At 73.1% G+C, this 25,137-nt stretch carries 18 protein-coding genes; 10 read left to right on the forward strand and 8 right to left on the reverse strand.

Annotated features, from left to right (window positions below; translation table 11 throughout):
• Positions 1–77: 77 nt before the first annotated feature.
• Positions 78–1,490 (reverse strand): lipase maturation factor family protein, encoded by a 1,413-nt coding sequence (locus AB0N90_RS16030; RefSeq protein WP_365196793.1) that lies wholly within the window; start codon positions 1,488–1,490, stop codon positions 78–80.
• Between the two features lie 101 nt (positions 1,491–1,591).
• Here AB0N90_RS16030 and AB0N90_RS16035 point away from each other — a divergent pair, with 101 nt between their 5' ends.
• The 3 genes from AB0N90_RS16035 (at position 1,592) to AB0N90_RS16045 (ending at position 6,909) form a co-directional block, all read left to right on the forward strand.
• A complete protein-coding gene (locus AB0N90_RS16035; RefSeq protein WP_365196795.1) occupies positions 1,592–3,832 on the forward strand; it encodes a DUF6777 domain-containing protein in 2,241 nt (746 codons plus the stop codon).
• 65 nt (positions 3,833–3,897) lie between these two features.
• Entirely contained in the window at positions 3,898–5,967 is a 2,070-nt protein-coding gene (locus AB0N90_RS16040; protein ID WP_365196798.1) for a SpoIIE family protein phosphatase, read from the forward strand.
• A 78-nt stretch (positions 5,968–6,045) separates the two neighbouring features.
• Entirely contained in the window at positions 6,046–6,909 is an 864-nt protein-coding gene (locus tag AB0N90_RS16045) for a DNA-formamidopyrimidine glycosylase family protein (RefSeq protein ID WP_365196801.1), read from the forward strand.
• A 347-nt stretch (positions 6,910–7,256) separates the two neighbouring features.
• On the opposite strand, the gene AB0N90_RS16050 is transcribed toward AB0N90_RS16045, so the two are convergent.
• Positions 7,257–7,772 carry a hypothetical protein gene (locus AB0N90_RS16050; protein ID WP_161219936.1) on the reverse strand — a complete coding sequence of 172 codons (516 nt, stop codon included), beginning with the start codon at positions 7,770–7,772 and terminating at the stop codon, positions 7,257–7,259.
• A gap of 417 nt (positions 7,773–8,189) precedes the next feature.
• On the opposite strand from AB0N90_RS16050, the gene AB0N90_RS16055 reads away from it, so the two are divergent.
• Complete coding sequence (locus tag AB0N90_RS16055; RefSeq protein ID WP_365196804.1) at positions 8,190–9,317, forward strand: CapA family protein; 1,128 nt, start codon at positions 8,190–8,192, stop codon at positions 9,315–9,317.
• Here AB0N90_RS16055 and AB0N90_RS16060 read toward each other — a convergent pair whose 3' ends face one another.
• Both AB0N90_RS16060 and AB0N90_RS16065 read right to left on the reverse strand, forming a co-directional pair.
• Positions 9,318–10,739, reverse strand: coding sequence for an amino acid permease (locus AB0N90_RS16060; protein ID WP_365196806.1), 1,422 nt, complete (start codon positions 10,737–10,739; stop codon positions 9,318–9,320).
• Positions 10,740–10,790: 51 nt separating this feature from the next.
• Positions 10,791–11,738, reverse strand: coding sequence for a LysR family transcriptional regulator (locus AB0N90_RS16065; RefSeq protein WP_365196809.1), 948 nt, complete (start codon positions 11,736–11,738; stop codon positions 10,791–10,793).
• A gap of 121 nt (positions 11,739–11,859) precedes the next feature.
• On the opposite strand from AB0N90_RS16065, the gene AB0N90_RS16070 reads away from it, so the two are divergent.
• Complete coding sequence (locus AB0N90_RS16070) at positions 11,860–13,110, forward strand: MFS transporter (RefSeq protein WP_365196811.1); 1,251 nt, start codon at positions 11,860–11,862, stop codon at positions 13,108–13,110.
• Here AB0N90_RS16070 and AB0N90_RS16075 read toward each other — a convergent pair.
• Positions 13,046–13,516 (reverse strand): universal stress protein, encoded by a 471-nt coding sequence (locus tag AB0N90_RS16075; RefSeq protein ID WP_361673366.1) that lies wholly within the window; start codon positions 13,514–13,516, stop codon positions 13,046–13,048. The two genes, AB0N90_RS16070 and AB0N90_RS16075, sit on opposite strands and share 65 nt — an antisense overlap.
• Before the next feature lie 103 nt (positions 13,517–13,619).
• Here AB0N90_RS16075 and lysX point away from each other — a divergent pair, with 103 nt between their 5' ends.
• Both lysX and AB0N90_RS16085 read left to right on the forward strand, forming a co-directional pair.
• Positions 13,620–16,889, forward strand: a complete 3,270-nt coding sequence (gene lysX / locus AB0N90_RS16080; protein WP_365196814.1) for a bifunctional lysylphosphatidylglycerol synthetase/lysine--tRNA ligase LysX — start codon at positions 13,620–13,622, stop codon at positions 16,887–16,889.
• 303 nt (positions 16,890–17,192) lie between these two features.
• Complete coding sequence (locus AB0N90_RS16085) at positions 17,193–18,041, forward strand: polysaccharide deacetylase family protein (RefSeq protein ID WP_365196817.1); 849 nt, start codon at positions 17,193–17,195, stop codon at positions 18,039–18,041.
• 33 nt (positions 18,042–18,074) lie between these two features.
• On the opposite strand, the gene AB0N90_RS16090 is transcribed toward AB0N90_RS16085, so the two are convergent.
• Entirely contained in the window at positions 18,075–18,767 is a 693-nt protein-coding gene (locus AB0N90_RS16090; protein ID WP_361673729.1) for a class F sortase, read from the reverse strand.
• Between the two features lie 334 nt (positions 18,768–19,101).
• Here AB0N90_RS16090 and AB0N90_RS16095 point away from each other — a divergent pair, with 334 nt between their 5' ends.
• On the forward strand, positions 19,102–20,052 hold the full coding sequence (locus AB0N90_RS16095) for a hypothetical protein (protein WP_365196819.1): 951 nt from the start codon (positions 19,102–19,104) through the stop codon (positions 20,050–20,052).
• An 88-nt stretch (positions 20,053–20,140) separates the two neighbouring features.
• Here AB0N90_RS16095 and AB0N90_RS16100 read toward each other — a convergent pair whose 3' ends face one another.
• On the reverse strand, positions 20,141–20,905 hold the full coding sequence (locus AB0N90_RS16100) for a hypothetical protein (RefSeq protein ID WP_361673355.1): 765 nt from the start codon (positions 20,903–20,905) through the stop codon (positions 20,141–20,143).
• 32 nt (positions 20,906–20,937) lie between these two features.
• Positions 20,938–21,696 (reverse strand): hypothetical protein, encoded by a 759-nt coding sequence (locus AB0N90_RS16105; protein ID WP_365196822.1) that lies wholly within the window; start codon positions 21,694–21,696, stop codon positions 20,938–20,940.
• Between the two features lie 412 nt (positions 21,697–22,108).
• Here AB0N90_RS16105 and AB0N90_RS16110 point away from each other — a divergent pair, with 412 nt between their 5' ends.
• Together AB0N90_RS16110 and AB0N90_RS16115 are read left to right on the forward strand one after the other, a co-directional pair.
• The gene (locus tag AB0N90_RS16110; protein ID WP_365196823.1) at positions 22,109–22,921 is read left to right on the forward strand and encodes an SAM-dependent methyltransferase; all 813 of its coding nucleotides are present in this window, start codon (positions 22,109–22,111) and stop codon (positions 22,919–22,921) included.
• Positions 22,918–25,059, forward strand: a complete 2,142-nt coding sequence (locus tag AB0N90_RS16115) for an EAL domain-containing protein (RefSeq protein WP_365196826.1) — start codon at positions 22,918–22,920, stop codon at positions 25,057–25,059. The genes AB0N90_RS16110 and AB0N90_RS16115 overlap by 4 nt, the downstream gene beginning before the upstream one ends.
• The last annotated feature ends 78 nt before the right edge of the window (positions 25,060–25,137 follow it).

Below are 25,137 nucleotides of genomic sequence, written 5' to 3' on the forward strand. Positions count from 1 at the left end.
AGCCATGGCAACCGACGACAACGCCGCGAGGCGCGGTGCCAGGGCCCGCGAGCCCGGCATGATCCAAACGGGAGGCCCTAGGCCGCCCCCGCCAGCCGGGTCGGCGGCAGGTACTCGCGCACGTACGTCCGGTCCCAGCACGCCCCCGTCTCCCGCAACTCCCGCCAGGAGGTGTAGCGGTAGCGGAAGAGGCGGGCGCGGACGTAGCGCGGCGGGGTGTCCGGCGGGAAGGGGGAGCGGCGCAGCAGCCGCAGCGTGGCGCGGTCGTTCTCCAGGAGGCGCTCCATCAGTCCGCCGAACCACTCCCCGGCGTACGCGGGCGACAGCGCGGCGAACCACATCAGCCAGTCCAGGCGCAGATGGTACGGCGCGAACTGGCGTGGCCAGTGGCGCGGTCGGCCCGGTTTGCCCTTGAACTCGTACTCCCGCCAGTCGGAGTCCGCCCTGGCCACCTCGTCCAAGGTGCCCTCCACGACCACCTCGTAGCGCACCCGGCTGACGCTGCCGAACGCGCCGTAGGTGTTGACCAGATGGAGCGGGTCGAAGGAGCGGTTCATCACCTGGCGCCGGGAGACCATGTTCACCACGGGGTGGTAGCTGAGGAACAGCAGCAGCGCGGCGAGGGCCAGCACCACGAACTCGTACCAGAGGGGCGCGGACGGCAGGGACGGCGCCGTCGCCGGGAGCCGCAGCGCGGAGACCGCCAGCACGACGGTGATCCAGTTCAGCCAGGAGAAGTTGCCGGAGAGCACCAGCCACAGCTGGGTCACGATCATCAGCGCGGCGGCGGCCGAGGCGATCGGCTGGGGCGTGAACAGCAGGAACGGCACCACGAGTTGGGTGACATGGTTCGCGGCGACCTCCACCCGGTGCAGCGGCCTCGGCAGATGGTGGAAGAACCAGCTCAGCGGGCCCGGCATCGGCTGGGTCTCATGGTGGTAGTAGAGGCAGGTCAGCTCGCGCCAGCACGCGTCGCCGCGCAGCTTGATCAGCCCGGCGCCGAACTCCACCCGGAACAGGATCCAGCGGAGCAGGAAGAGCACCGGCACCGGCGGCGCCACCTTGTCGTTGCCGAGGAACGCGGCCAAAAATCCGGTCTCCAGCAGCAGCGACTCCCAGCCGAACGCGTACCAGGTCTGGCCCACGTTCACGATCGACAGATACAGCGCCCACGGCACCAGCCACAGCACGATCGCCGCCCACAGCGGCAGCAGCGCGTCCGCCCCGGCGAGCAGCGCCACCGACACCGCGCACCCGAGCCATGCCGTGGCCGCGAAGAACCGGTCCGAGTAGTGCAGATGGAACAGGCTCGGCGCCCGCCGGAACCGGATCCGCGCCACATAGTGCGGGATCGGCAGCATGCCGCGTTCACCCAGCAGCGCCCGGAACTGGAGGGCGGCGGACAGGAACGCCACGAGGTACACGGCGGCGAGCGCCCGCTGGAGGACCAGTCGGCTCAGCCAGTAGTCGGGTGCGGTGAACCAGTCCACGGCCGCCTCGCCTCCCTCGTGCCGATCCCCCCGAGTTGCCAGTGAAACGGGAGCAAAGCAAATAATAGTGATAATTCACCCACAGTGATGCGGAGTGCACGGTGCGCATACCCACCGGATCCATGGTCATGGCCTGCGTGCTGCTGTCGGTGGGGCTGCTCCTCACCGGGTGTGCGGGCGCCTCCGTCAAGGAGGCCCAGCTGGGCGAGGAGGTCTTCCTCCAGCCCGCCGCTGAGCGGGGGCCCAACCCCTTCACCGCCTCCATGGCGACCGGCCCCGCCCGCACCGGCACGCCCCGGCCGGCCGGCACCGGCCGCACCGCCGACGTCAGCGCGCCGCCCGCCGGTCTCGCCGTCGCCCCGCTGGCGGCGGCCCGTGCCCTGTCCGGCGGCACCCCGGGGCTCTACAGCGGCAGCGTCCGCGTCGCCGGCTGCGATGTCGAGCGGCAGGTCGGCGGGCTGACGGCGGACCCCGCGCGGGGGGACGCGTTCGCCCATGTGGCCGGTGTCTCCCCTACGGATCTGCCCGGCTATCTGCGCGCCCTGACCCCGGTCCTGCTGCGTGCGGACACCCGCGTCACCAACCACGGCTACCGCGACGGGCAGACCGCCGGTTACCAGGCCGTGCTCCAGGCCGGCACCGCCGTGCTGGTCGACAACCGGGGCGTGCCGCGGGTGCGCTGCGCCTGCGGCAACCCGCTGGGACCGCCCGAGGAGGCCCGCGGCGGGGTCGGCGCGCGCGGCACCGCCTGGTCGGGCTACCGGCCGAACCAGGTCATCGTGGTGACCCCGGCGCCCCAGGCCGTCGGCAGCCTCACGCTGCTGGACGCGGGAACGAACACCTGGATCGAGCGCCGGATCGGCCCCGACGTCCGCAACGACCACCTCGTGGCCCCGCCGGCCGTCGCCGACACCGCGCCCCCGGACCCGGGACTGACCGGCTTCCCCCACCCGTCCCGGCCGGACACCGGCCAACCGAGCCCCCGGGAGAGCAAGTCGAACTCGGCGACGGGCGAGATCGGGGGAGCGGTGATCGACACCGGCCGGGTGACACCGGGGAGGGGTGAGGGCCGTGGCGAGCGCGCGGACGATCGCCGTACCCGGGCGGCCGGAACCGGCACAGGCGAGCGGGAGCGGAGCACACGGGCCGTGAATCGGGGGGACGGCAGGCCGAACACGGGAACGCACAGCGCCGAGGGGCGGACGGACACCGGGGGCGATGGCACCGAGGGCATGACGGCCACCGGCAGGCACACCCCCGAGGGGCGGGTGGACACCGGGACGCACACCCCCGGAGAGACGACGGGCACCGGGGGCGATGGCACCGAGGGCATGACGGCCACCGGGACGCAGACTCCCGGAGGGGCGACGGACTCCCGGACGCAGACCGCCGAAGGCACGGCGAACACCCGGACGCACGCCGCCGAGGGGAAGTCGGATACCAGTTCGCACGGCACTGCCTCCGCCGATGGACACGGCACACACGCGGCGGACGAGCGGGTGACTCCTGCGCCGGACCCGCGCGGCACTTCGGGCACGGGCGGGGACGGGACACGGACGGCCGATGGGTCCCGCGTTCCGGCTACGACGGGCGACGGGGCCCGGATGCCCGATGCGTCCGGTGCTCCGGCCGCGACCGGTCACGGTACTCGGACGGCCGCCGCGTCCAGCGCCCCTGCCGCGACCGGCGCCCCCGCCGCGTCCAGCGTTCCTGCCGCGGCCGGTGACGCGACGCGGGTAGCCGACGCGTCCGGTACTTCGGGTACGACCGGAGACGCGACGCGGACCCCCGACGCGTCCGGCACTCCGGCCGTGACCGGTGCTCCGGCCACGACCGGCGATGCGGCTCGGGCAGCCGGTGCGTCCGCCGCTTCGGATACGACCGGCCACGGCGCTCGGACGGCCGACGCGTCCAGTGCGCCGGCCGCGACCGGCCACAGCACCCGCACGGCCGATACGTCCAGGCCCCCTGCCACGACCGCCCAGAGCAACCCGATGGCCGACGCCCCCGGCCGGGGCACGCCCGCGCCCGCCACCTCCGCCGAGGCACGCGCCGTACTCCCCGCCCCTGCCCTCCCGGCGACCCCCTCGGCCCCACCGGCTGCCCCCGATTCCACCCCCTCCGCCGCCCCCTCCCTCCTCGACCCCCTCGCCTTTCCCCCCGGCACCTCCCTCTACGACCCGGCCCCCTTCGGTGATTCGCTCACGCCCCAGGACCCCGACGAGATCGGTCCGCCCAACGTCACGGACACGCCCGCCATGCCCGACCCCCGCGGCACCGACGCGACGGTGGTTCCCGGTGACCAGCCCGGACCCGGCGCCGCCGACGCGCTCGGCGGCTGACCGCGGGCCGGGCCGTGGCCCCGGGACCGGTCGAAGAATCCGGCGAATCCTGGCAAGGTGGCCCCATGGCTGATCGGGGAGCGAGTGCCCTGTCACTCCCGGAGGACTGGCCCGCCCACCCGGACCCGATTCTGGCGCTCAACCACATGGGCACCTTCGACTGGGACCTGGACAAGGGCCAGTTCCACATGGACGCCGAGGCGCACGAGGTCTTCGACCTGCTGCCCGAGGAGTTCGACGGACGCCCCGGATCCCTGGTCCTGCGGGTGCCGCAGCCCGAGGCGGCCCGGCTCGACGCCCTCATCGCCCAGGTCATCAAGGAGGGCGGCGAGAACTACGGCGCCTACTTCCGCATCCGCTGCCGCGACGGCACCCCGCGCTGGACCCACACCCAGGGCTACATCCGCCGCGACGACTCCGGGCGGCCCCGCCGGGTCGTCGGCATCGTGCGGGACGCCACCGAGGAGTTGGCCGACAGCACCTCCCGCAGCATGCGCGCGGCGCAGGAACTGGCCTTCCGCCAGCAGACCAACATCGTCCAGGTCGTCTCCGCGGCCCTCGCGCACGCCCGTACCGTGCAGGACGTCATCGACGTGCTCAAGGACACCCACGGCATCCGTCGCCTGGGCGCGGCCAGCTTTGTGATGGCCCTGGTGGAGGCCGGGCGGATCCGGCTCGTCGCGGAGGCGCCGCCCGGCAGCTTCGTACCCGCCAGCCAGGTGAACCGGATCGACGAGCCGTACCCCATGAGCGAGGTCGTACGCACCCTGAGCCCCCGGTTCGTCGAGACGCCGGAGGAGTTCGCCGAGGAGTACCCGCTCCTGTGGCCGCAGATCACCCATCTGGGCATCGCCTCGGCCGCCTATCTGCCACTGATCGCCCAGGGCCGCCCGATCGGCGCGATGGGCCTGCTCTACAGCGACCGGCGCGGCTTCTCCGACGAGGAGCGCGGCGTCCTCGTCGCGCTCGGCAGCAGCATCGCGCAGAGCCTTCAGCGGGCCATGTTCTACGAGCAGCAGAAGGACCTGGCCCAGGGCCTCCAGCAGGCCATGCTGCCGCGCACCATCCCGAACGTGCCGGGCGCCGACATCGCCGTGCGCTACCGTTCGGCCGCGCTCGGCCGGGACATCGGCGGCGACTGGTACGACGTGATCCCGCTGCCCGGCGGCCGGGTCGGCGCGGTCATCGGCGACGTCCAGGGCCATGACACCCACGCGGCGGCCGTGATGGGCCAGCTGCGGATCGTGCTGCGCGCCTACGCCGCCGAGGGGCACACCCCGGCCGCCGTGATGGCCCGCGCCTCCGTCTTCCTGCACGAACTGGACACCGACCGCTTCGCCACCTGTCTGTACGCGGAGGCCGACCTGTCCACGGGCGTGGTGCAGATGGTGCGCGCCGGCCACATCGACCCGCTGACGCGCGGGCCCGACGGATGCCGGCGGGTCCAGGTGGAGGGCGGACTGCCGCTCGGCCTCTCGGCGGAGTTCGGCGGTCTGGAGTATCCCGTCTCCACCCTCGAACTCGACCCGGGCGAGACCCTGTTGCTGTGCACCGACGGGCTGGTCGAACAGCCCGGCGCCGACCTGGACGACGGCATGCGGGGGCTCGCGGAGCAGGTCTGCGCCGGGCCCGAGGACGTCGACGACCTCGCCGACGGGCTGATCCGGCTGGCCGAGGAGCGCGGCGGCGAGGACGACGTGGCCCTGCTTCTGCTGCGCCGCCGGGAGCCGGAGACCGCGCGGTCCTGCGGCCGGCTCCAGCAGCATGTGGCGCCCGGCGATCCGGAGGCCCTCACCCAGGCCCGGCACATGATCGGATCGGCGGTGCGGGCGTGGGGCGCGGGTGAGCGGGCGGACGAGATCGAGCTGGCCGCGGACGAGCTGATGACCAATGTCCTGGTGCACACCGAGGGCGCGGCGATCGTCACCCTGCGGTCCCTCGTCGGCGCCGGGCACCGGCTGCGGATCGAGGTGGAGGACTCCTCCAGCGCCCTGCCCCGGCGCCGGGACGCGGGCGAGGAGGGCGTGTCCGGGCGGGGGCTGCTGCTGGTGGAGATGCTGGCCGACGACTGGGGCGTGGAGGCGCGGGGCAGCGGCAAGGCGGTGTGGTGCGAGTTCCGGCTGGGCGACGGCTGAACGGGTGACGGCCGACGGAGTGCGGGCCGACCGGGTGGGCCGGGGGGTGTTGTCGGTGCCGGGTGGCACTCTGGACGTATGCCGGAACTGCCCGAGGTGGAAGCGCTGACGGATTTCCTCACCGAGCACCTGGTCGGCTCCCGGGTGGCGCGGGTGCTGCCGGTCGCCGTCAGTGTGCTGAAGACGTACGACCCTCCCGTCACCGCCCTTGAGGGCGCCCGGGTGACCGAGGTGCGCCGGCACGGCAAGTTCCTGGACCTCGCGGCGGACAGCGGGCTGCACCTGGTGACGCATCTGGCCCGCGCCGGCTGGCTCCAGTGGCGGGACCGGCTGCCGGACGGACCGCCCAAGCCGGGCAAGGGCCCGCTCGCGCTGCGGGTGGCGCTGGAGACCGGCGAGGGCTTCGACCTCACCGAGGCGGGCACGCAAAAGCGCCTCGCGGTGTACGTGGTCCGCGATCCGGCGCAGGTGCCGGGGATCGCCCGCCTCGGTCCCGACCCACTGGCCGCCGACTTCGACGAGCCCCGCTTCGCGGCCCTCCTCGCGGGCGAGCGACGGCAGCTCAAGGGGGCCCTGCGGGACCAGTCGCTGATCGCGGGGGTCGGCAACGCGTACAGCGACGAGATCCTGCACGCCGCGAAGATGTCCCCCTTCAAACTCGCCGCCTCCCTCACCCCGGAGGAGACCCACCACCTCTACGAGGCGCTGCGCGGCACGCTGACCGAGGCGGTCGCACGCTCCCGGGGCGTGGCCGCGGGCCGCCTGAAGTCCGAGAAGAAGAGCGGCCTGCGCGTCCATGGCCGCACCGGCGAACCCTGCCCGGTCTGCGGCGACACCATCCGCGAGGTCTCCTTCAGCGACTCCTCCCTCCAGTACTGCCCCACCTGCCAGACGGGCGGCAAACCCCTGGCGGACCGAAGAATGTCCCGCCTGCTGAAGTGAGGGGCCGGGCGGTGGCCCAGGGGCGCGCGGGTGCCCTCGGGCCGAACCGGCGGCGTGACACGTGACAGACGACGACACCGATGGGCCCCGCGACACGGGCCGGGCCTCGCCTCCTGTCTCCGCGGCGCTCGCGGCCGCGGCCCGGTGAGGCGAACGGCGGCGCCAGGCCCGCTCCCGACGGTCGTCGTGGCCCCCCGAGGCAGGCGACCACGGCCGAGGCGCCCGCCTCCGGGGCCCGCAATCGGCTGCCCGCGCACCCGGCGAGGACCCGCCCTCGGGCCGGTCGGACCCGCCCCCACCGAGCGCCAATCCGCGTGGCCCCCGGAGTGGTCGAGCGGGCCCCGGCCTCAGAACAGATGGATCGCCAAATGCCCCAGCGGCAGACCCAGTTGCCAGGCCGGGGTCCACACCTTCGGGCCGTCGTCCTCGTCGGCCGGGGTGCCGGCGCCCGGTACCGCGTCCAGGTCGGTGGCCAGGAGTTCGGTTTCCTCCAGCCAGCGCCAGGCGTCCTGGGCGAGGGCCAGATCGGGCGAGGGGGACCCGGCGGCGCGGGCGGTCAGATCGGCCATCCGGGTGCGGACCCAGTCCTGCCACGGATGGTCGCAGGCGGTCAGCGACAGCCAGTTCTCCAGCTGGGAGACGACCCGGATGCCGGACAGCTCCCCCTCGGTGTCGGACAGGAAGACGGTCAGCGCCAGCGCGTCCCGGCCCGCCCGGAACTCGAAGGACGTCGGGGGCATCAGATCGCCGGTGCGCAGCAGCTCGTCGGCGATGTACTCGGCGTACAACCACGCCATGGGGACGACCAGTTCACCACCGACGCCGTCCGCGCCGTCGGTGCTCTCGTGACCTGTGTGCGGCATTTCCTTCCTGCCCTTCCTCCGGTGCGTACGGGTCGCCCGATCCCCGGGGACCCGCCCTCGCCCGGAACGCGGATGAGGACAGCCCATTGCCCCAACGGGGCCCACAGCAAGGCGCTTTGCCAAGGTTTGACCTGACCCCCGGTTTCATCACGGTACCGGGCGGAACGGCGAGGGTGCGCGGCGCTTCCGTCCCACCGGCCCCGCGGGCGTACACGAGCACAAACGCGTCACGGCGCCGCGGCGTGAGAGTCTTCACAGCCACCCGGCGGCCCCTTGTGGAGGCACCGGATGGGTCAATGAGAGGACCCGGCCCGTTTGGACGGAGAGTCGGCTTCATACCCATATGCCCGTCACGGCAAGGTCGGTAAATACGACAGCCGTGCTGACGTGCTGACGCAGATCCCGAGGGGTGAGCCGATGATCGGACGCAGACACCAGGTGGCCCTGGCCCTGACCGTTGTCCTCACGGCGGCGGCCGCCTGCTCCCAGCAGGTCCGCCAGGACTCCGGCCGCAGCGGCGCCGCCGGGCCACCCGGGGGCCGCGGCTTCACCCTCGTCGCCACCGGCGACATCCTCACCCACCCCGCCGTCCTCGAACGCGCCTCCTCCGACGCCTCCGGCGGCGGCTACGACTTCCGGCCCATGCTCTCGGGCGTCGAACCCCTCGTCCACGGCGCCGATCTGGCGCTGTGCCACCTGGAGGACGGCGCCGGGGGCGCGGCCCCGCTGTCCCCGCCGCAGCTCGCCCAGGACCTCGCCATGACCGGCTACGACGGCTGCGCCACCGCCTCCGAACACGCCCTGGACAACGGCGCCGACGGCATCCGGGGGACCCTCGACACCCTGGACGCTGCGGGCCTCAAGCACGTCGGCACCGCCCGCAGCGCGGACGAGTCCCGGCGCCCGGCCCGCTACCGCGCCGGTTCCGCCACGGTCGCGCAGCTGTCGTACACCTTCGACACCGAGCAGCCGCTGCCGGACGGGCAGCCCTGGGCGCTCGGTCCCATCGACGCCGACCGGATCACCGCCGACGCCCGCGCCGCCCGCAAGGCCGGCGCCGATGTGGTCGTCCTCTGTCTGCACTGGGGCACGGGCGCCGACGACGCCCCCACCGAGGACCAGGCCGCCCTCGCCCGCAAACTGACCGCGGCCGCCGACGGACACCGCCCGGACATCGACCTGATCCTCGGCGCCCACACCCATGTCCCGCAGCCGTACGAGAAGGTCAACGGCACCTGGGTGGTCTACGGGCTCGGCGACCAGATCTCCGACGAACTGGACGACGGCGACGGCTCCCGGGACCCGCGCGGCAACGAGTCCACCCTCGCCCGCTTCACCTTCGCCCCGCCCGCGCGGACCGGCGAGCGCTGGCGGGTGACGCGGGCCGAGTTCGTGCCGCAGCTGTACGACCTCGACGCCGGGCGCGTGGTCGACGTGGACCGGGCCGTCGCCGGCGGCGCCGACCTCGCCGGGGTCCGGGACCGGATCCGGGACGTGGTGCTCAGCCGGGGCGCCGCCCAGGACGGCCTGGTCATGGGGGAGTGATCAGTCGGTGGTTCGCTCGGCCAGCGCCGAACGCCGGTAGGAGTAGGTGAAGTAGACGACGCAGCCGATCACGAACCACACCGCGAACCGCACCCAGGTCTGCCACTGCAGGAACGTGATCAGCCAGATCGAGAAGACGACACCCAGCGCGGGCACGAACGGCACCCCCGGCGTACGGAAGGCGCGCGGCAGGTCCGGGCGCCGCCGGCGCAGCACGATCACCGCCACGCAGACCACCACGAACGCCAGCAGGATGCCGATGTTGGTCAGCTCGGCCGCCTCCCCGATCGGCAGGAACCCGGCGATCAGCGCGGACGCCGCCCCGACGATCCAGGTCACCCGGGTCGGCACATGCCGCGTCGGGTGCGTCTTGGCGAACCAGCGGGGCAGCAGCCCGTCCCGGGACATGGAGAACCAGACCCGGGTCACTCCCAGCATGAACGTGAACATGACCGTGAGGATGCCGATGATGGCGCCCACCGCGATCACGTCCGCGAGCGCGTTGAGCCCGACCGACTTGAAGGCCGTACTGAACCCGCTCTCCTTGTCGATGTCCTTGTAGTTCTGCATACCGGTCAGCACCAGACAGGCCGCCACGTACAGCACCATGGCGATCACCAGCGAGTAGATGATCGCCCTCGGCATGTGCCGCTGCGCGTCCTTGGACTCCTCGGCGGCGGTCGACATCGCGTCGTAGCCGAACACCGCGAAGAACACCGTCGCCGCGCCCGTGAACGCGCCGCTGATCCCGTAGGGGAAGAACGGGTGGTAGTTCGCGCTGTCGATATGGAACATGCCGACCCCGATGACCAGCAGCACCACCAGCACCTTCACCCCGACCACGATCGTCTCGAAGCGGGCCGCGCTGCGGATGCCGAGGGTGAGCAGCCAGGCGATCAGCAGGCAGAGCAGCACCGCGAACAGGTCCACCCGGTGCCCGGCGCCGGTGCCGGGCGCGCCCATCATCCAGGGCGGCAGCTTCGCGCCCATCTGCTCGACCAGGAAGCCGAAGTAGCCGGAGATGCCGATCGCGACCACCGCCACGATCGCCGTGTACTCCAGCAGCAGGTCCCAGCCGATGAACCAGCCCGCGAACTCGCCGAGCACCGCGTAGCCGTAGGTGTACGCCGAACCCGCCTTCGGGATGAGCCCCGCGAACTCGGCGTACGACAGCGCCGCGCACGCGCTCGCCGCGCCGGCGATCAGGAAGGACACCAGCACCGCGGGCCCGGCCGTGCCGTTGGCGACCGTACCGGCGAGGGTGAAGATACCGGCGCCGATGATGCCGCCGACGCCGATCGCGGTGAGCTGCCACAGCCCGAGGGACCGCTCAAGGCGGGGCCCCTCGCCGACCTCCGTCTCCTCGATGTGTTCGATGGGTTTGCGGCGGAGAATGCCCTCACCCGCGCGGAGTCTTGCCATACGCCTCACCTCTTCGCCGACGGCAAACGGCTGACGGCGGATCATGATGGCTCAGGGGCGGCGCGCAGGGAAGGCGCCACGCACGGCCCAGGCCGGGGTCCACGCACGCGAGGACGGGCGGGCGAGGGGCCGCTCGGCGAGATGGGCGCGCAGCGCGGCGAGCCCCGGATGCGTGTTCGCCGCGTCCCACACCAGGGAGTGCGGATAGACCGGCGTCGGGTCGCTGAGCGGGATCCGCCGCAGATCGTGCCCCTGCGGCCACACCAGCCGGATGCCCTCGGCGACCAGGGTGGCGAGCGTCGCGGAGTCCGCGACCGTGTCGAGCAGCGCCTCCGAGCCGAAGTCGGGGCCCACCGAGTCGATGGTGAGCCCGAACTCGGCGGCCAGCGCCGCGTAGTAGGCGGCCCACTCGGTGCCGGCCACCAGGCCCGGCATCCAGATCCGGTGCCCGGCCAGCTGCGCAGGGGTCACCGAGCGGGCCCCGGCGAGCGGATGCCGGGGGCCGGTCAGCAGCTGCACCGGCTCGTCGAAGACCCGGGCCGCCCGCAGCCCCGCGGGCAGCCGGGTGCCCACCGCGCGGAAGGTCGCGTCGATGGTGCCCGCGCGTACGGCGGCGACGGCCGTGTCCGCGTCGAACAGGGTCACCACGTCCAGGGCGGTCTCCGGATGCGCCCGGTGGAAGTCGCGCAGCAGCCCCGCCGGGCCGAGCCGGGCCCCGACCACATCGACGCGCAGCGCCCGCCGGCCCGGCCGCACCGAGGCCGCGGCGCGCTCCTCGGCCAGCAGCAGCTCGCGGGCGTGCGGCAGGAACGCCTGCCCGTCGATGGTCGGCCGCGCGCCGCGCGCGGTCCGCGTGAACAGCCGTACCGCCAGCTCCTTCTCCAGCGCCGCGATCCGCTTGGAGACGGCCTGCTGGGTGATGCCGAGGACGGCCGACGCCTCCTGGAACTGCCCGGTGTCGGCCACGGCGACGAAGGTGCGTACGGCCTTGAGATCCACGCCGTCATCGTAGCCACCGTCCCTCGCTGTACAACCTGTGGTTGTGGCTGTGGTCGTCCCGGTTGTTTGATACGCACCCCACCTGGTGGTTTTCATGTCCCGGGTCAACGGGAGGTTGTGGATGAAGCTGGGTCGGCAGTTCGGATGGCTGTGGGCCGCGTACACGGTCAGTACCTTCGGTACCTGGCTCGCGTTCGACGCGCTGGCGCTGATCGCGGTCATCGTGCTGCACGCGGGCGCCGCCCAGGTCTCGCTGCTCGCCTCCATCGGCGTGGCCGTCGGCGCGGTGGCCGCCGTACCGCTCGGGCCCTGGATCGAGTTCCGCCGCAAACGGCCGGTGATGATCACCGCGGACCTGGTGCGCGGGGCCGCGCTGCTCACCCTGCCCGCCGCCTACGCGCTCGGGGCGCTCGGCTTCGGGCAGCTCCTCGTGGTCTCCGTGGTCGTCGCGGCCGCCGACATCACCTTCACCGCCGCCTCCGGCGCCCACCTCAAGGCGCTCGTGCCGCCCGACGGCCTGCTGAGAGCCGCCGGCAGATTCGAGTCCACCACCTGGACCGCCAGCGTCCTCGGCCCCCCGGTCGGCGGCGCCCTCGTCGGCCTGCTCGGACCGGTGACCACGGTCGCCGCGGACGCCGTCAGCTATCTGCTCTCCGCGTTCGGCATCCGCGCCATCGGCCACGAGGAGACCGTCCCCGAGCGCACCGGCGCACCCCGCGCCGGAGAACTGCTCGACGGCTGGCGGCACCTGCTCACCAGCCGCGCCCTGCGCCCGCTGTTCTTCAACGTGCTGCTGAACAACGCGCTGATCATGGCCGGCTCGCCGATCCTCGCGGTCCTCCTGCTCGGCCGTCTCGGCTTCACGCCCTGGCAGTACGGCCTCGCCTTCGCCGTGCCCTGCCTCGGCGGACTGCTCGGCTCCCGGCTGGCCCGCCCGCTCGCCGCCCGGTACGGCAGGCAGCGGGTGCTGCGCGCCTCGGGCGTCCTGCGCGCCTGCTGGCCGGTCGGCCTCGCCTTCGTCGGGCCCGGCTGGAGCGGACTGCTGGCGGTGATGGTCGTCGAGGCCGGACTGATCACCTGCTGCGGCATCTTCAACCCGCTCCTCGCGACCGAGCGCCTGGAGATGACCCCGAACGACCGGGTGGCCCGTGTCCTGGCCGCCTGGTCGGTCACCGGCAAGGCGGTCACGGCCGCGCTCACCGCGCTGTGGGGGCTGCTCGCCGCCCTCCTCGGCGCGCGCACCGCGCTCGGCCTCGCCGGGGTGCTGCTGCTCGCCACACCGCTGCTGCTGTGGCCGCGCCCGGCCGCTACGGAACGACCGTCACCGGCCACCGTCCCGCCTTCACCAGCCGCACCGCCACCGACCCGATGATCCGGTGCCCGGCCTGCTCCGAGGCGCCCACCACCACCGCGTCCGCCTTCAGCTCCTCGGCGGCCGTCACCAGTCCGGCGTAGGGGTCGCCGCGGAAGGTGTGGAACTCCCAGCGCACCTCGAATATCCCGCGGACCCGCTCGGCCGCGTCCCGGATCTGCGCCACCAGGTCATCGGCGATCTCGTCGGTCGTCTCCAGCACCGGCGCCCCGAGCGCCGCCCCGGCGGCCAGTACCGGCTGCACGTACACCACCGCGAGCAGCGCATGCTGCCGCCGGGCCAGACCGCCCGCGTACGCGGCGGCGCGCATCGAGGACTCGGAGCCGTCCACGCCGACCAGGATCACCTTCGGCCCGTCCGTGCCCCGCTCGAACTGCTGTGCATGCTCTTCGTGCTGCTCCGTCACGTCCCGAGGCTATCGGAACCGTTGCTTCCCGTGGACCGCCAGGGCGCACCGAGATCACGCCTCGACGCGCGCATCCCCCGCCCCCCTCCCTACAGTCGGAACCATGACCGCCACCGCGGAGCCCGCCGCGCGCAAGGACGGCGCGGGGGAGGAGCCCCCGGCCGGCGGCGGGCGGCTCGGCCGGGTGCCCGGGGCGTTCGGGGGGCTGTTCGCCGGGCTGGGGCTGCTGTGCGCGGCGATCGCCCTGGTGGAGCCCCTGCGCCGGGTGCTGCGCCCGCTCGTGCGGGGCATCGATCTGCTGCTGGTCCCCATCAGCGCCAACCTCGCCTACGCGGTCTTCCTGTTCCTGCTGGCCGGGGCCACCGCCGCCCGCAAGAAGGTCGCCTGGTGGCTGGTCGTCGTCTATCTGGGCCTGCTCGTCCTCAGCGACGCGCTCGGCCTCGCCCTCGGCCTGTACGCCCAGTCGCTGCCCTCCCTGATCCTGTGCGGCCTGCTGCTGGCCCTGCTGCTGACGGCCCGGGGCGAGTTCTACGCCGCCTCCCGCCGCGGCGCGGTGTGGCGCGCCCTCGCCGTGCTGCTCGGCGGGCTCGCCGTCGCGATCCTGCTCGGCTGGGGCCTGGTCCTGCTGTTCCCGGGCACCCTTCCGGCCGACGAGCATCTGGCCTGGGCCGCCGACCGGGTCTGCGGCGGCCTCGTCTCCAGCAGCTCCTTCGCCGGGCACCCGCCCCGCGAGGTCACCTTCGTGCTCGGCCTGCTCGGCGCCCTCGCCCTGCTCAACGCCGCCGCCGCGCTGTTCCGTTCACAGCGCCTGGAGGCCGCCCTGCACGGCGACGAGGAGGCCCGCATCCGCGCCCTGCTCGCGCGTTACGGCGACCGCGACTCCCTCGGCTACTTCGCCACCCGCCGCGACAAGGCCGTCGTCTTCTCGCCCAGCGGCAAGGCCGCCGTCACCTACCGGGTCGAGGTCGGGGTGTGCCTGGCCAGCGGTGACCCGGTCGGCGACCCGGAGGCCTGGCCGCACGCCATCGCCGCCTGGCTGGACCTGGCCCGCCGCTACGCCTGGGTGCCCGCCGTGATGGGCGCCTCCGAGGACGGCGCCCGCGCCTACGCCCGCGCGGGCCTCGGCGCCCTCCAGCTCGGCGACGAGGCGATCCTGCACGTCGCCGGGTTCGATCTGGACGGCCGGGACATGCGCGTCACCCGGCAGGCCGTGCACCGGGTCCGCCGCAGCGGCGCCACCTGCCGCGTCCGCCGCCATGCCGCGCTCGGCGAACGGGAGATGGAGGAGATCGTCGACCGGGCCGACGCCTGGCGCGACACCGAGACCGAGCGCGGCTTCTCCATGGCCCTGGACCGGCTCGGCGATCCCGCCGACGGCGACTGCCTGCTCGTGGAGGCCTGCGGCGAGGACCGCCGGCTGCTCGCGCTGCTCTCCTTCGTGCCCTGGGGCACCGACGGCGTCTCCCTGGACCTGATGCGCCGCGACCGCGCCGCGCCCAACGGCGTGATGGAGTTCATGGTCACCGAACTGTGCGCCGCCGCCCCGAAGCTGGGCATCCGCAGGATCTCCCTGAACTTCGCCGTGTTCCGCTCGGTCTTCGAGGAGGGCGCCCGGATCGGCGCCGGGCCCGTCCTGCGGCTCTGGCGCCGCCTGCTGCTGTTCTTCTCCCGCTGGTGGCAGCTGGAGGCCCTGTACCGCTCCAACGCCAAGTACCACCCCGAGTGGTACCCGCGCTTCATCTGCTACGGCGAGACCGCCTCCCTCGCCCGGATCGGCCTGGCCTCCGGCATCGCCGAGGGCTTCGTCCCCGTACCGTCCCTGCGCACCCTGTGGGGCAAGGGGCACCGCGTGGCCGACCGGCCCCCCGCGCCCCTCGCCCCACCGCTCACCACCGCGCCCGCCCCGGACACCGGCGCCGCGCCCGCCGCCCCGGACGCGGGACTGCCCGACCAGGTCCGCGTCCGCCACCGCAAGCTCGGCCGGCTGCGCGCCGACGGCACCGACCCCTATCCCGTGGGCGTCCGCCCCCCGACCCACGCCCTCGCCGACGTCCCGCCCGGCGAGCGGGTCACCGTCGCCGGGCGGATCATGCTGGTCCGCGACCTCGGCGGGATCGTCTTCGCCGTGCTCCGCGACTGGTCGGGCGACCACCAGATCGCCCTCACCCGCGAGGGCAGCGGCGCCGCCCTGCGCCGCTTCACCGCCGACGCCGACATCGGCGACCACATCACCGTCACCGGGACGAGCGGCCTCAGCGACCGGGGCGAGCCCACCGTCTTCGCCGCCGACTGGCAGCTCACCGGCAAGTGTCTGCGCCCGCTGCCCGACAAGCGCCGGGGCCTGACCGACCCCGAGGCGAGGGTCCGGCTGCGCCACCTCGACCTGGTCACCCGGCCCGCCGCCCGCACCGTGCTCCGCGCCCGCTCCGCCGCCGTGGGGGCCCTGCGCCAGGGACTGCTGAGCCGCGGCTACGTCGAGGTCGAGACCCCGGTCCTCCAGCAGATCCACGGCGGCGCCAACGCCCGCCCCTTCACCACCCACAGCAACGCCTACGACCTCGACCTGTATCTGCGCATCGCCCCCGAGCTGTACCTCAAACGGCTGTGCGTCGGCGGCCTGGAGAAGGTCTTCGAACTCGGCCGCACCTTCCGCAACGAGGGCGTGTCACCCAAGCACAACCCCGAGTTCACCATGCTGGAGGCGTATCAGGTGTACGCCGACTACGACGTGATGCTCGACCTCGCCCGCGAGCTGATCCAGGGCGCCGCCACCGCCGCCCACGGCGCCCCGGTCGCCCGCAGAGGCACCGAGGAGTACGACATCTCCGGGCCCTGGCCGGTGAAGACGGTGTACGGCGCCCTGTCCGAGGCCCTCGGCGAGGAGATCGGCCCCGGCACCGAGCTGCTGCGGCTGCACCGGCTGTGCGACCGCGCCAAGGTGCCGTACACGGCGGACGACCAACCCGCCGACGTCGTCCTGGAGATGTACGAGCGGCTGGTCGAGGAGCGCACCCAACGGCCCACCTTCTACAAGGACTTCCCGACCGCCGTCTCCCCGCTGACCCGGCAGCACCGCACCGACCCCCGGCTCGCCGAACGCTGGGACCTCGTCGCCTTCGGCACCGAACTCGGCACCGCCTACTCCGAGTTGACCGACCCCGTCGAACAGCGCCGCAGGCTCACCGAGCAGTCGCTGCGGGCTGCGGGCGGCGACCCGGAGGCCATGGAACTGGACGAGGACTTCCTCCAGGCCCTGGACTACGCGATGCCCCCGACCGGCGGCCTCGGCCTCGGCGTCGACCGGCTCGTCATGTTCCTCACCGGCCTCACGATCCGGGAGACCCTGCCGTTCCCGCTGGTGCGCCGCCGCTGAGCCCGGGTTCCGGCTCGGGGGCCACGGTGATCCCGGTGAGGGCCGGCGACACCGCCGCACCCGGCCGCCCGGACGCGCCTGGACCCCGCGGCACGGCACCACCGCGCCCGCCCGTTCCCCCGGCGGCGCCAACTCGGCTCGCCGCCCTGACCGTTGCCATGACGAGGTCCGCGCCGACCGGGACCCCCAGAGCTGCCCCGGAGGTTCCATGGGGGCGCCCCCGCTGGTCCGACCGGGTGGAAATACCGCCCGCACGCCGCGCCGTTCCGGTGCGGCGACCCCTTGTGGGGCGACTGATGAGTCATGCAGAAAGATCAGTTGTTCACACGCCGTCGCATGCTCCTCGCCGGTGCCGCCGCCCTGGGCGCGGCCGGCACCGCCGGACTCATCGTGGCGGGCAGCGACGAGGAGGGCGCCCGGATCGCCGCCCATGCCCCCGCGCCCGCCCCCGGCCCCCAGGCCCGCCAGGCCCCCCTGAAGTCCTCCGCCTTCCGGCTCCAGCCGCTCACCGGAGGCGCCCCGCCGCACTCCGCGCCGCGCAAGCTGAAGGTGCGCACCGAACCCATCTTCCGGATCCCCGAGCACGGCCGGCAGATGATGCTCACCTTCGACGACGGCCCCAATCCCGATTACACCCCGCACATCCTGGACACCCTCGCCAAGCACGACGTACGGGCGATGTTCTTCCTGTGCGGCGAGTGCGTCGAGGTCAACCCGCACCTGGTGGCCCGGATGGCGGAGGACGGCCATGTCGTGGGCAACCACACCTGGACGCATCCCCTGCTGACCACCCTCGACCGCTCGGAGATCAAGTCCGAGATGGAACGCACCAGTCACATCATCGAGAAGTTCTACGGCGACCTCCCGCAATGGTTCCGCGCCCCCTACGGCGCCTGGAACAAGGCCACCTTCCAGCTCGGCGCCGAGATGGGCATGGAGCCGATGGCCTGGACGATCGACACCACCGACTGGGACACGCCCGGCACCGACGTCATCATCGACCGGGTGGAGAGCGGCGCCGCGCCGGGCGTGGTGATCCTCTCGCACGACGCCGGGGGCGACCGTTCGCAGACCGTGGAGGCCATCCAGGAGTGGCTGCCCCATCTGCTCGACAGCGGATACCACCTCACGGTGCCCAGCCGGCGCGTCTGAACCTCGCCCGACCGCCCGCCGGGCCGCGGTGGTTCAGGCGACCGCGACCAGGCGGGCGAAGACGACGACATTGCCGTCGTAGCCGTTCTGCTTGGAGAAACCGCCGCCGCAGGTGATGACCCGCAGCTCCGGGGTGCCCTTCGAGCCGTACACCCGGTCGCCGGGGAAGCCGGCCTTGGAGAAGACCTCCACGCCGTAGATCTCGAACACCGCCGTCCTGCCGTCCTTGCGCAGGACCTCGACGCGGTTTCCCTTCTTCAGGGCCCCGAGTCCGTAGAACACGGCGGGGCCCTGCTGGTTGTCGACATGGCCGACGATGACCGAGGTGCCCTTCTCGCCGGGGGAGACCGCGCCGGTGAACCAGCCCGCCAGATCGGGGTCTTCGGGCGGCGGCGCGCTCACCGCGCCGGTCGGGTCCAGGCCCACGGGGGTGACCGGCGCGTCCACATGGATCGCCGGGATCCGCACCCGGTCCGCCGCGGAGAACGTCAGCGGTACGGGTCCGGTGGGCCCCGGGCTCTGCGGGGCGCGGGTGTCCGGGGCCGCCGCCGAGGCGGGCTGCGGCGGGCCGACGTCGAACTCGCCCGAGCCGTTGCGGAGGAGTGCCAGACCGGAGAGCAGCAGCAGCGCCATCACACCCCACGGGGCGCGCCGCCGGCGCCGTACGGCGTCGTCCTCGTCCTCCTCGGCGAGCCGGGCCGGCTGGTACAGCCGGGGCGCGGACATGCGCCGTCCCGTCTCGAAGCGTCGGTCGTCCCCTGCGTTGCGCATGGGAAAAAGCTAAGTCCCGCGCGGGCACCCGGCGACGGGCCGAGTGGCGAACGGGTGGCCCGTCACCCGTGTGGTGCGCCATCCGAGTTGCCGTTCCCAGGAATTTTCTGACGGTCCGTGACCTGCGGCTATATCCGATTGTCAGGTTGTCGTGCGGTGTGTCGGATCACCAGGACGGACCATTCTCGACATGCGGGCGTGTTCCGTGCGCCCGAGGGTCTTTGCTGGGAGGTGCTTTCTCGCCGATCGACCGGGGACGGGCCCCGGGGTGCCTTCCGCGGAGGATCACATGCGAAACCAACGCGCCCTGGCGGCCGCGTGCACCGCGGTGGCCGTGCTCGGGCTCGCCGCCCCCGTGGCCGTCGCGGACGGCATGGGCAACGGGGGCGGCACCACGGGAGGCACGGGCACCGGCTCGGGGACCATCGTCGGTCCCGGTACCGGTGTCGGCAACTTCGGGAACGGCAATGTCGGAATCGGTGGCGGGGGCGGAAATCTCGGTGGCGGAGGCGGGGGTGGCGGAGGCGGGAACTTCGGCAACGGCGGTGGGGGCGGCGGAGGCGGGGGCGGCAACTTCGGCAACGGCAACGGGATCGGGAACGGAGGCGGCAACTTCGGCAACGGGAACGGCAACTTCGGGAACGGCAACGGGAATTTCAACGGCAACGGCGGCTTCAACGGGAACGGCCGTTTCGAGGGCCACTTCAACGGCACCATCAGCGGCAACGGCCGTATCAGCAGCAACGGCCGGGGCGACGACTTCGGAAATGGCCGGGGCGACAACTTCGGACCCGGCGGGGGCGGCCTCGGCGGTGACTTCGGCAATGGGCCCGGCGGCGACAACGGACTGCGCAACATCGTCGTCTCGCCGAGCGTGGTCGCGGCCGGGGGCCGGCTGACGGTCACCGTGCAGGGCTGCCGGCGCGGCGGCGAGATGGCCTCCCGCGCCTTCCGCACCGCCCCGCTGACCCCCTTCCGGGACGACACCTCGCGCGGAGTCGTCTACGTCAACCGCAACGCCCGCGCGGGCCGGTACGACATCTCCGTGCGCTGCGACGGCCGCACCATCACCCGGCCCCGGGCCTTCACGGTGATCGGCGGGGTCAACGGCGGGCTCGGCGGCAGCAGCACCAGCGGAGCGACGATCACGGACATGGCCATCGGCGGCGCTCTGGTCGGCGTGGCCCTGATCGGCGGCGGGGCCTACTGGCTGCGCCGCAGGGGCGAGCGGCGGGCCTGAGGGGGGGAACCCGGGAAACGCCCGGACCGGCGGCCACTGTGCGCGGGCCGCCGGTCCGGGACTTCGGCCGTCGGGCTGTCCGGTCCGGTCAGCTCTTGATGCCCGGGAACAGATTGAGGAACGGTTCGGCGGTCACCGCGATGCCCCGGCTGTAGGGGGCGTCCAGGTCCCAGATCAGGAACAGCATGAAGGCGATGGTCGCGGAGAACAGCCCGGCCAGGAGCAACTCCCGCTTGGTGCGCCGGATCTGGAGCGCGAATACCATCCCGACGGTGACCACCGCCCCGGTCAGCAGCCCCCACCACACCACCGAGGGCATGGTGGCGCCCGTCGAATCGCCCCGCGCGTTGCGGGCCTGGTCCGCGGCGGCCATCTGATCCAGCAGCGGCTGGTACGCCTGCGCCTCGAAGTCGTTCTTCGGCTGGTAGTCGGTGACGTCCTCACGGACCTTCTGGAGCAGCGCGGTCCCATGGTCGGTGATGCGTTCCTGGCGGGCCATCGTGGGCCACTCGGAGTGCACGACATAGCTGACATAGGAGTTGACATCGGCCCGGATGAGGTCTCGGGTCTGAGGCGGATACACCCGTACCCGCTCCGAGATCTCGTGCAGCGCCTGCGCCTCGGACTGCACATAGTTCTGGGCGGAGTCACGCGCCTCCCACACGCCCGCGATGGCCAGACCCAGGACGATCGCGTACACGACGCCGATCCACATCGTCATGTACTCGATGACGTCCGGGGTCTCATTGGGGTCCTCGTCCTCGGGTGCCCGCCGGTGCCGTACGAAGGTCACGAGGACCACCACGACACAGGCGCCCAGCATCCCGAGGACGAGAACAAGCCAATCCGACAACGGATACCTCCAGAGGTGAACTGCCCGACGGGTCAGCGCGGGCGCAGGGCCACGACGGCGACGATCGCGGGTACGGCGATGAGCAGGACGTAGGTGACGGGCGCGGTGTGGCCCGGGGCGGGCCGGTTGGCCGGATGCGGGTGGTAGGCCGGGAAACTCACCGGCGTCAGTGAAGGCCGTGGCGTGGGTTCGGGCCTGGGCGCGGGCTTCGGGGCCGCTGCGGGCTTCGGCGCGGGCGGGGGAGTCGGGGTGGGGGTAGGCCGGGGCGCCCGGACGGGCGGCGCGGGCTTCGGCGTGGGCGGCTGCCGGGGCGTCGGCTTCGGCGCGGGCGGCGGCGTGGGGGTCGGGGTCGGCGTGGGAGTCGGCGTCGGGGTCGGAGTCGGGGTCGGCGTGGGCGGGCATGTCGGCGGGGGCGGCGGCGGTGGGCAGTGCCGGTGCGGCGGCCGGTGGTGGCGGTACGGGGGAACGGGCCGGTGGTGCCGGCCGCCGGAGAGGGTCACCGAGGCGTCCCCCGTGAAGACCGAGGCACCGCCCGCCGTAACCGACGGGCCGTCGGCGGAGGCCGAGTCGGCACCCGCGAAGGCCCAGGCACCACCCGCGAAGGCCGAGCCGCCACCCCCCGAGGCCACGACCGAGACATCGCCCGCCGAGGCCACCGCCACCGTGCCGTCCGGCCCCGTGGAGGCGTACGCGCAGGCGTCGGCCGACGCCCGGCCGACCGGGCAGCCCGTCAGCGCGCAGGCCAGCGCCAGCAGGGCCAACACCCTTGGGGCGGGCGCGCGTCGGGTCACGTGGAGTCCATGCACCCGAAGATCATGGGACGCGCGGGGCGGCCGTAACCCGGACTGCGGCGGTATTGGTCCGAAGGAGGGATAAAGCCGATCAGCGGTTTGACGATCGGATGAGTCCGACATGGCCGAAAAGGCACCTCAGTTCGACCCTTGATCCGCGCGACGAAGTCACCGGATCGTCAAACACAGGGCCCCGCGAGGCGTCACTCGTCCCGATGGCGTGCGGTGGACGGCGGTCGACGCGGTCCCCGGCCCCGGACGTCACCGAGCGGGGTCGGCCGGGCACTTCCCGCAGGCAGTGACCGGGAACGGATGGTCAATTTCCGGTTCGGGTCGCTCCTTTGGCGGGCGATCAGTAGCCTCTGCTCGAACACCGGATCGCCTACGTCCACGTCCCCGCCTTGGAGAGATAATGGAGCGTCCCGCCTGGGCCCCACGCAGCATCGACATCTCGGTGCCGAGCGTCTCGCGCATCTACGACTACTACCTGGGCGGTTCGCACAACTTCGAGGTCGACCGGGAAGCCGCCCGCAAGGCCATGGACTTCATGCCGGGGCTGCCCAAGACGATGCAGGCCAACCGGGCTTTCCTGCGCCGGGCCGTGCGCTTCGCCGGACAGGAGGGCATCACCCAGTTCCTGGACATCGGCTCCGGCATCCCGACGTACGGCAATGTCCACGAGATAGCCCAGGCCGCCGTCCCCGGCGCGCATGTCGTCTACGTCGATCACGACCCCGTCGCCGTCGCGCACAGCCAGGCCGTGCTCGCGGGCAACGACACCGCGGACGTGGCCGCGGCGGACCTGCGCAAGCCGCAGGAGATCCTCGCCAGCCCCGAAGTGGGCCGGCTGATCGACCTGAACCGGCCAGTCGCCCTCCTCCTCGTTGCCATACTGCACTTCGTGGAAGACGCGGACGACCCCTACGGGGCGGTGGCCGAGCTGCGCGAGGCGCTCGCGCCCGGCAGCATGCTGATCCTCACCCATGCCTCGTACGAGGGAATCCCCGTGTCCGCGGAGCGGGCCGAGGGCGCGGTGGACGTATACAGGGACATTCGCAACCCGCTGATCATGCGCTCGCGCGACGAGGTCGCGCGGTTCTTCGAGGGGTACGACATGGTGGAACCCGGACTGGTGCCGATGCCGCTCTGGCGCCCGGAATCCGCGCCGGCGGACGAGGATCCGTTCGCCTTCGCCGGATACGCCGGCGTGGGGCGTACGGCGTGAGCGCGGAACCGGACGGGCCGGAGGACAGACTGCGCCGGCTGACGACGATCTGGAGCCGGGCGCTGTACCCGGTGACCTCCACGTCGCTCACCCGCGCCGAGTTCGAGGAACAACTCCTTCCGCTCGGGCGCCGGTTGAGCGAGCTGCTGCGGGCCCGCAGCTTCGACGCGGACGCCGCGAAGGCGGTCGGCGCCGCCCTGGTCGAGGCGCACTGCACCGACCCCGAGGCGCTCTCGCGCACCCTGGACTGCGTGGACGCCTACCTGGTGCTCTACTGCGGCGGGGACGGCCCGCAGGACGAACTGCGCATGCGTTCCTCGCGGTTGCAGCACGCGATGGCCGCGGGCTACGCGCACGCGCTGCGCCGGCGCACCCTCGCCGAGCAAGAGGCCATCGCCCAGGCCGCGTTGCGGGCCCAGGGCGTGGTGGCGCAGGCGCTGCACGCGAGCGAGGCCCGGTTCCGCGCGGTCTTCGAGGGCGCCGCCATAGGGATCGGCATCGCCGACCTCGACGGCCACATCCTCCAGGTCAACGAGGCGCTGCTGCGCATGTTCGGGCAGCCCCAGCAGTCGCTGCGCGGCCGCCGGGTGCAGGACTGGACCCACCCCGACGACGCCCCGCAGACCTGGCGGCTCTACGACGAACTGGTCCGCGGCGAGCGCGAGCACTACCACCTGGAGAAGGCCTTCAACCGGCCCGACGGCACGGTGCTGTGGACCAATCTGACGGTCTCCCTGCTGCGCGACGCCGACGGCAGACCGCAGTACCAGCTCGCGCTCATGGAGGACACCACCGAGCGCAGGCTGCTCAATCTGCGGCTGCGGTACGAGGCGACGCACGACGCGCTCACCGGACTGCCCAACCGCACGCTGTTCTTCGAGCGGTTGGAGAAGGTCCTCGCCGCCGGGGACGGCCAGCGCTTCGGGCTGTGCTACCTCGACCTGGACGGCTTCAAGACCATCAACGACAGCCTCGGCCACGCGGCCGGCGACCGGCTCCTGGTGGAGGTCGCCGACCGCCTCCAGTCCTGTGCGACCGCGCCCGGCGAGATGGTCGCCCGGCTCGGCGGCGACGAGTTCGTGGCGCTGACCACCGGCCCCGGCACCGACCGCACCGTGGACGAGCTGGCCGAGCGCATCATGAACGCGCTGGTCACCCCGATCAGCATCGACGGCCGGGACCTGCTGGTGCGCGGCAGCCTCGGCATCGTGGAGGGCCCGGCGAGCGAGCGTACGGCCGCCGAGGTGCTGCGCAGCGCGGACATCACCATGTACCGGGCCAAGTCGGCGGGCGGCAACCGCTCCGAGCTGGCCGACCCGGAGGCGGACGCCCGCGCCATCACCCGGCACGGCCTGACCACGGCCCTGCCCACCGCCCTGGAACGCGGCGAGTTCTTCATCGAGTACCAGCCGCTGGTGCACCTCGGCGACGGCAGCGTGCGCGGCGCGGAGGCGCTGGTGCGCTGGCTGCACCCGCAGCACGGAGTGCTCGGACCCGACCGCTTCATCCCGCTCGCCGAGCACACCGGGCTGATCGTCCCGCTCGGCCGCTGGGTCCTGGAGGAGTCGATCCGGCAGGCCCGCGCGTGGCGGGTGCGGCACGGCGGCCAGGACGCTGGGCCGCTGCGGATCAACGTCAACCTGTCCCCGTGCCAGCTCAGCCACCCGGGCCTGGTCCAGGACACGGTGGACATCCTCGAACGCGCGGGGGTCACCCCCGACGCGCTGTGCCTGGAGGTCACCGAGTCCGCGCTCATCGGCGCCGACGACGATCTGCTCAAACCCCTGCGCAGACTCGCCGAGATGGGCGTGGACATCGCCCTGGACGACTTCGGTACCGGCTACTCGAACCTGGCCAACCTGCGCCGCCTGCCGGTCAGCGTCCTCAAACTGGATCGGTCCTTCACCCAGGGCATGCAGCAGTTCCCCGCCGACCCCGTGGACCTGAAGATCGTCGAGGGCATCGTCACCCTCGCCCACAGCCTCGACCTCGCCGTCACCGTCGAGGGCGTGGAGACCGGCGCCCAGGCCGAACAACTCCGCGTCCTGGGCTGCGACACGGCCCAGGGCTGGTACTACGCCCGCCCAGGCCCCCCGGAGCGGCTGCATGACCTGGCGTTGGCGGACGCGAAGGGGTGATCGCGGGGGTGTGGGGGGCGCAGCCCCCCACAGGGGCGCGGGGAACTGCGCGACCAGCCACCACGCACCCGCACTCGG

The organism is Streptomyces sp. NPDC093018 (genome assembly GCF_040684035.1).
GTDB lineage: Bacteria > Actinomycetota > Actinomycetes > Streptomycetales > Streptomycetaceae > Streptomyces > Streptomyces murinus.

What these genes read in the sequence shown, in the direction of transcription:
- AB0N90_RS16085 (WP_365196817.1), top strand. Translation starts at nt 17,193, where the DNA reads ATGCAGAAAGATCAGTTGTTCACACGCCGTCGCATGCTCCTCGCCGGT.
- AB0N90_RS16040 (WP_365196798.1), top strand. Translation starts at nt 3,898, where the DNA reads ATGGCTGATCGGGGAGCGAGTGCCCTGTCACTCCCGGAGGACTGGCCC.
- AB0N90_RS16090 (WP_361673729.1), bottom strand. Translation starts at nt 18,767, where the DNA reads ATGTCCGCGCCCCGGCTGTACCAGCCGGCCCGGCTCGCCGAGGAGGAC.
- AB0N90_RS16050 (WP_161219936.1), bottom strand. Translation starts at nt 7,772, where the DNA reads ATGCCGCACACAGGTCACGAGAGCACCGACGGCGCGGACGGCGTCGGT.
- lysX (WP_365196814.1), top strand. Translation starts at nt 13,620, where the DNA reads ATGACCGCCACCGCGGAGCCCGCCGCGCGCAAGGACGGCGCGGGGGAG.
- AB0N90_RS16110 (WP_365196823.1), top strand. Translation starts at nt 22,109, where the DNA reads ATGGAGCGTCCCGCCTGGGCCCCACGCAGCATCGACATCTCGGTGCCG.
- AB0N90_RS16070 (WP_365196811.1), top strand. Translation starts at nt 11,860, where the DNA reads ATGAAGCTGGGTCGGCAGTTCGGATGGCTGTGGGCCGCGTACACGGTC.
- AB0N90_RS16095 (WP_365196819.1), top strand. Translation starts at nt 19,102, where the DNA reads ATGCGAAACCAACGCGCCCTGGCGGCCGCGTGCACCGCGGTGGCCGTG.
- AB0N90_RS16060 (WP_365196806.1), bottom strand. Translation starts at nt 10,739, where the DNA reads ATGGCAAGACTCCGCGCGGGTGAGGGCATTCTCCGCCGCAAACCCATC.
- AB0N90_RS16055 (WP_365196804.1), top strand. Translation starts at nt 8,190, where the DNA reads ATGATCGGACGCAGACACCAGGTGGCCCTGGCCCTGACCGTTGTCCTC.
- AB0N90_RS16045 (WP_365196801.1), top strand. Translation starts at nt 6,046, where the DNA reads ATGCCGGAACTGCCCGAGGTGGAAGCGCTGACGGATTTCCTCACCGAG.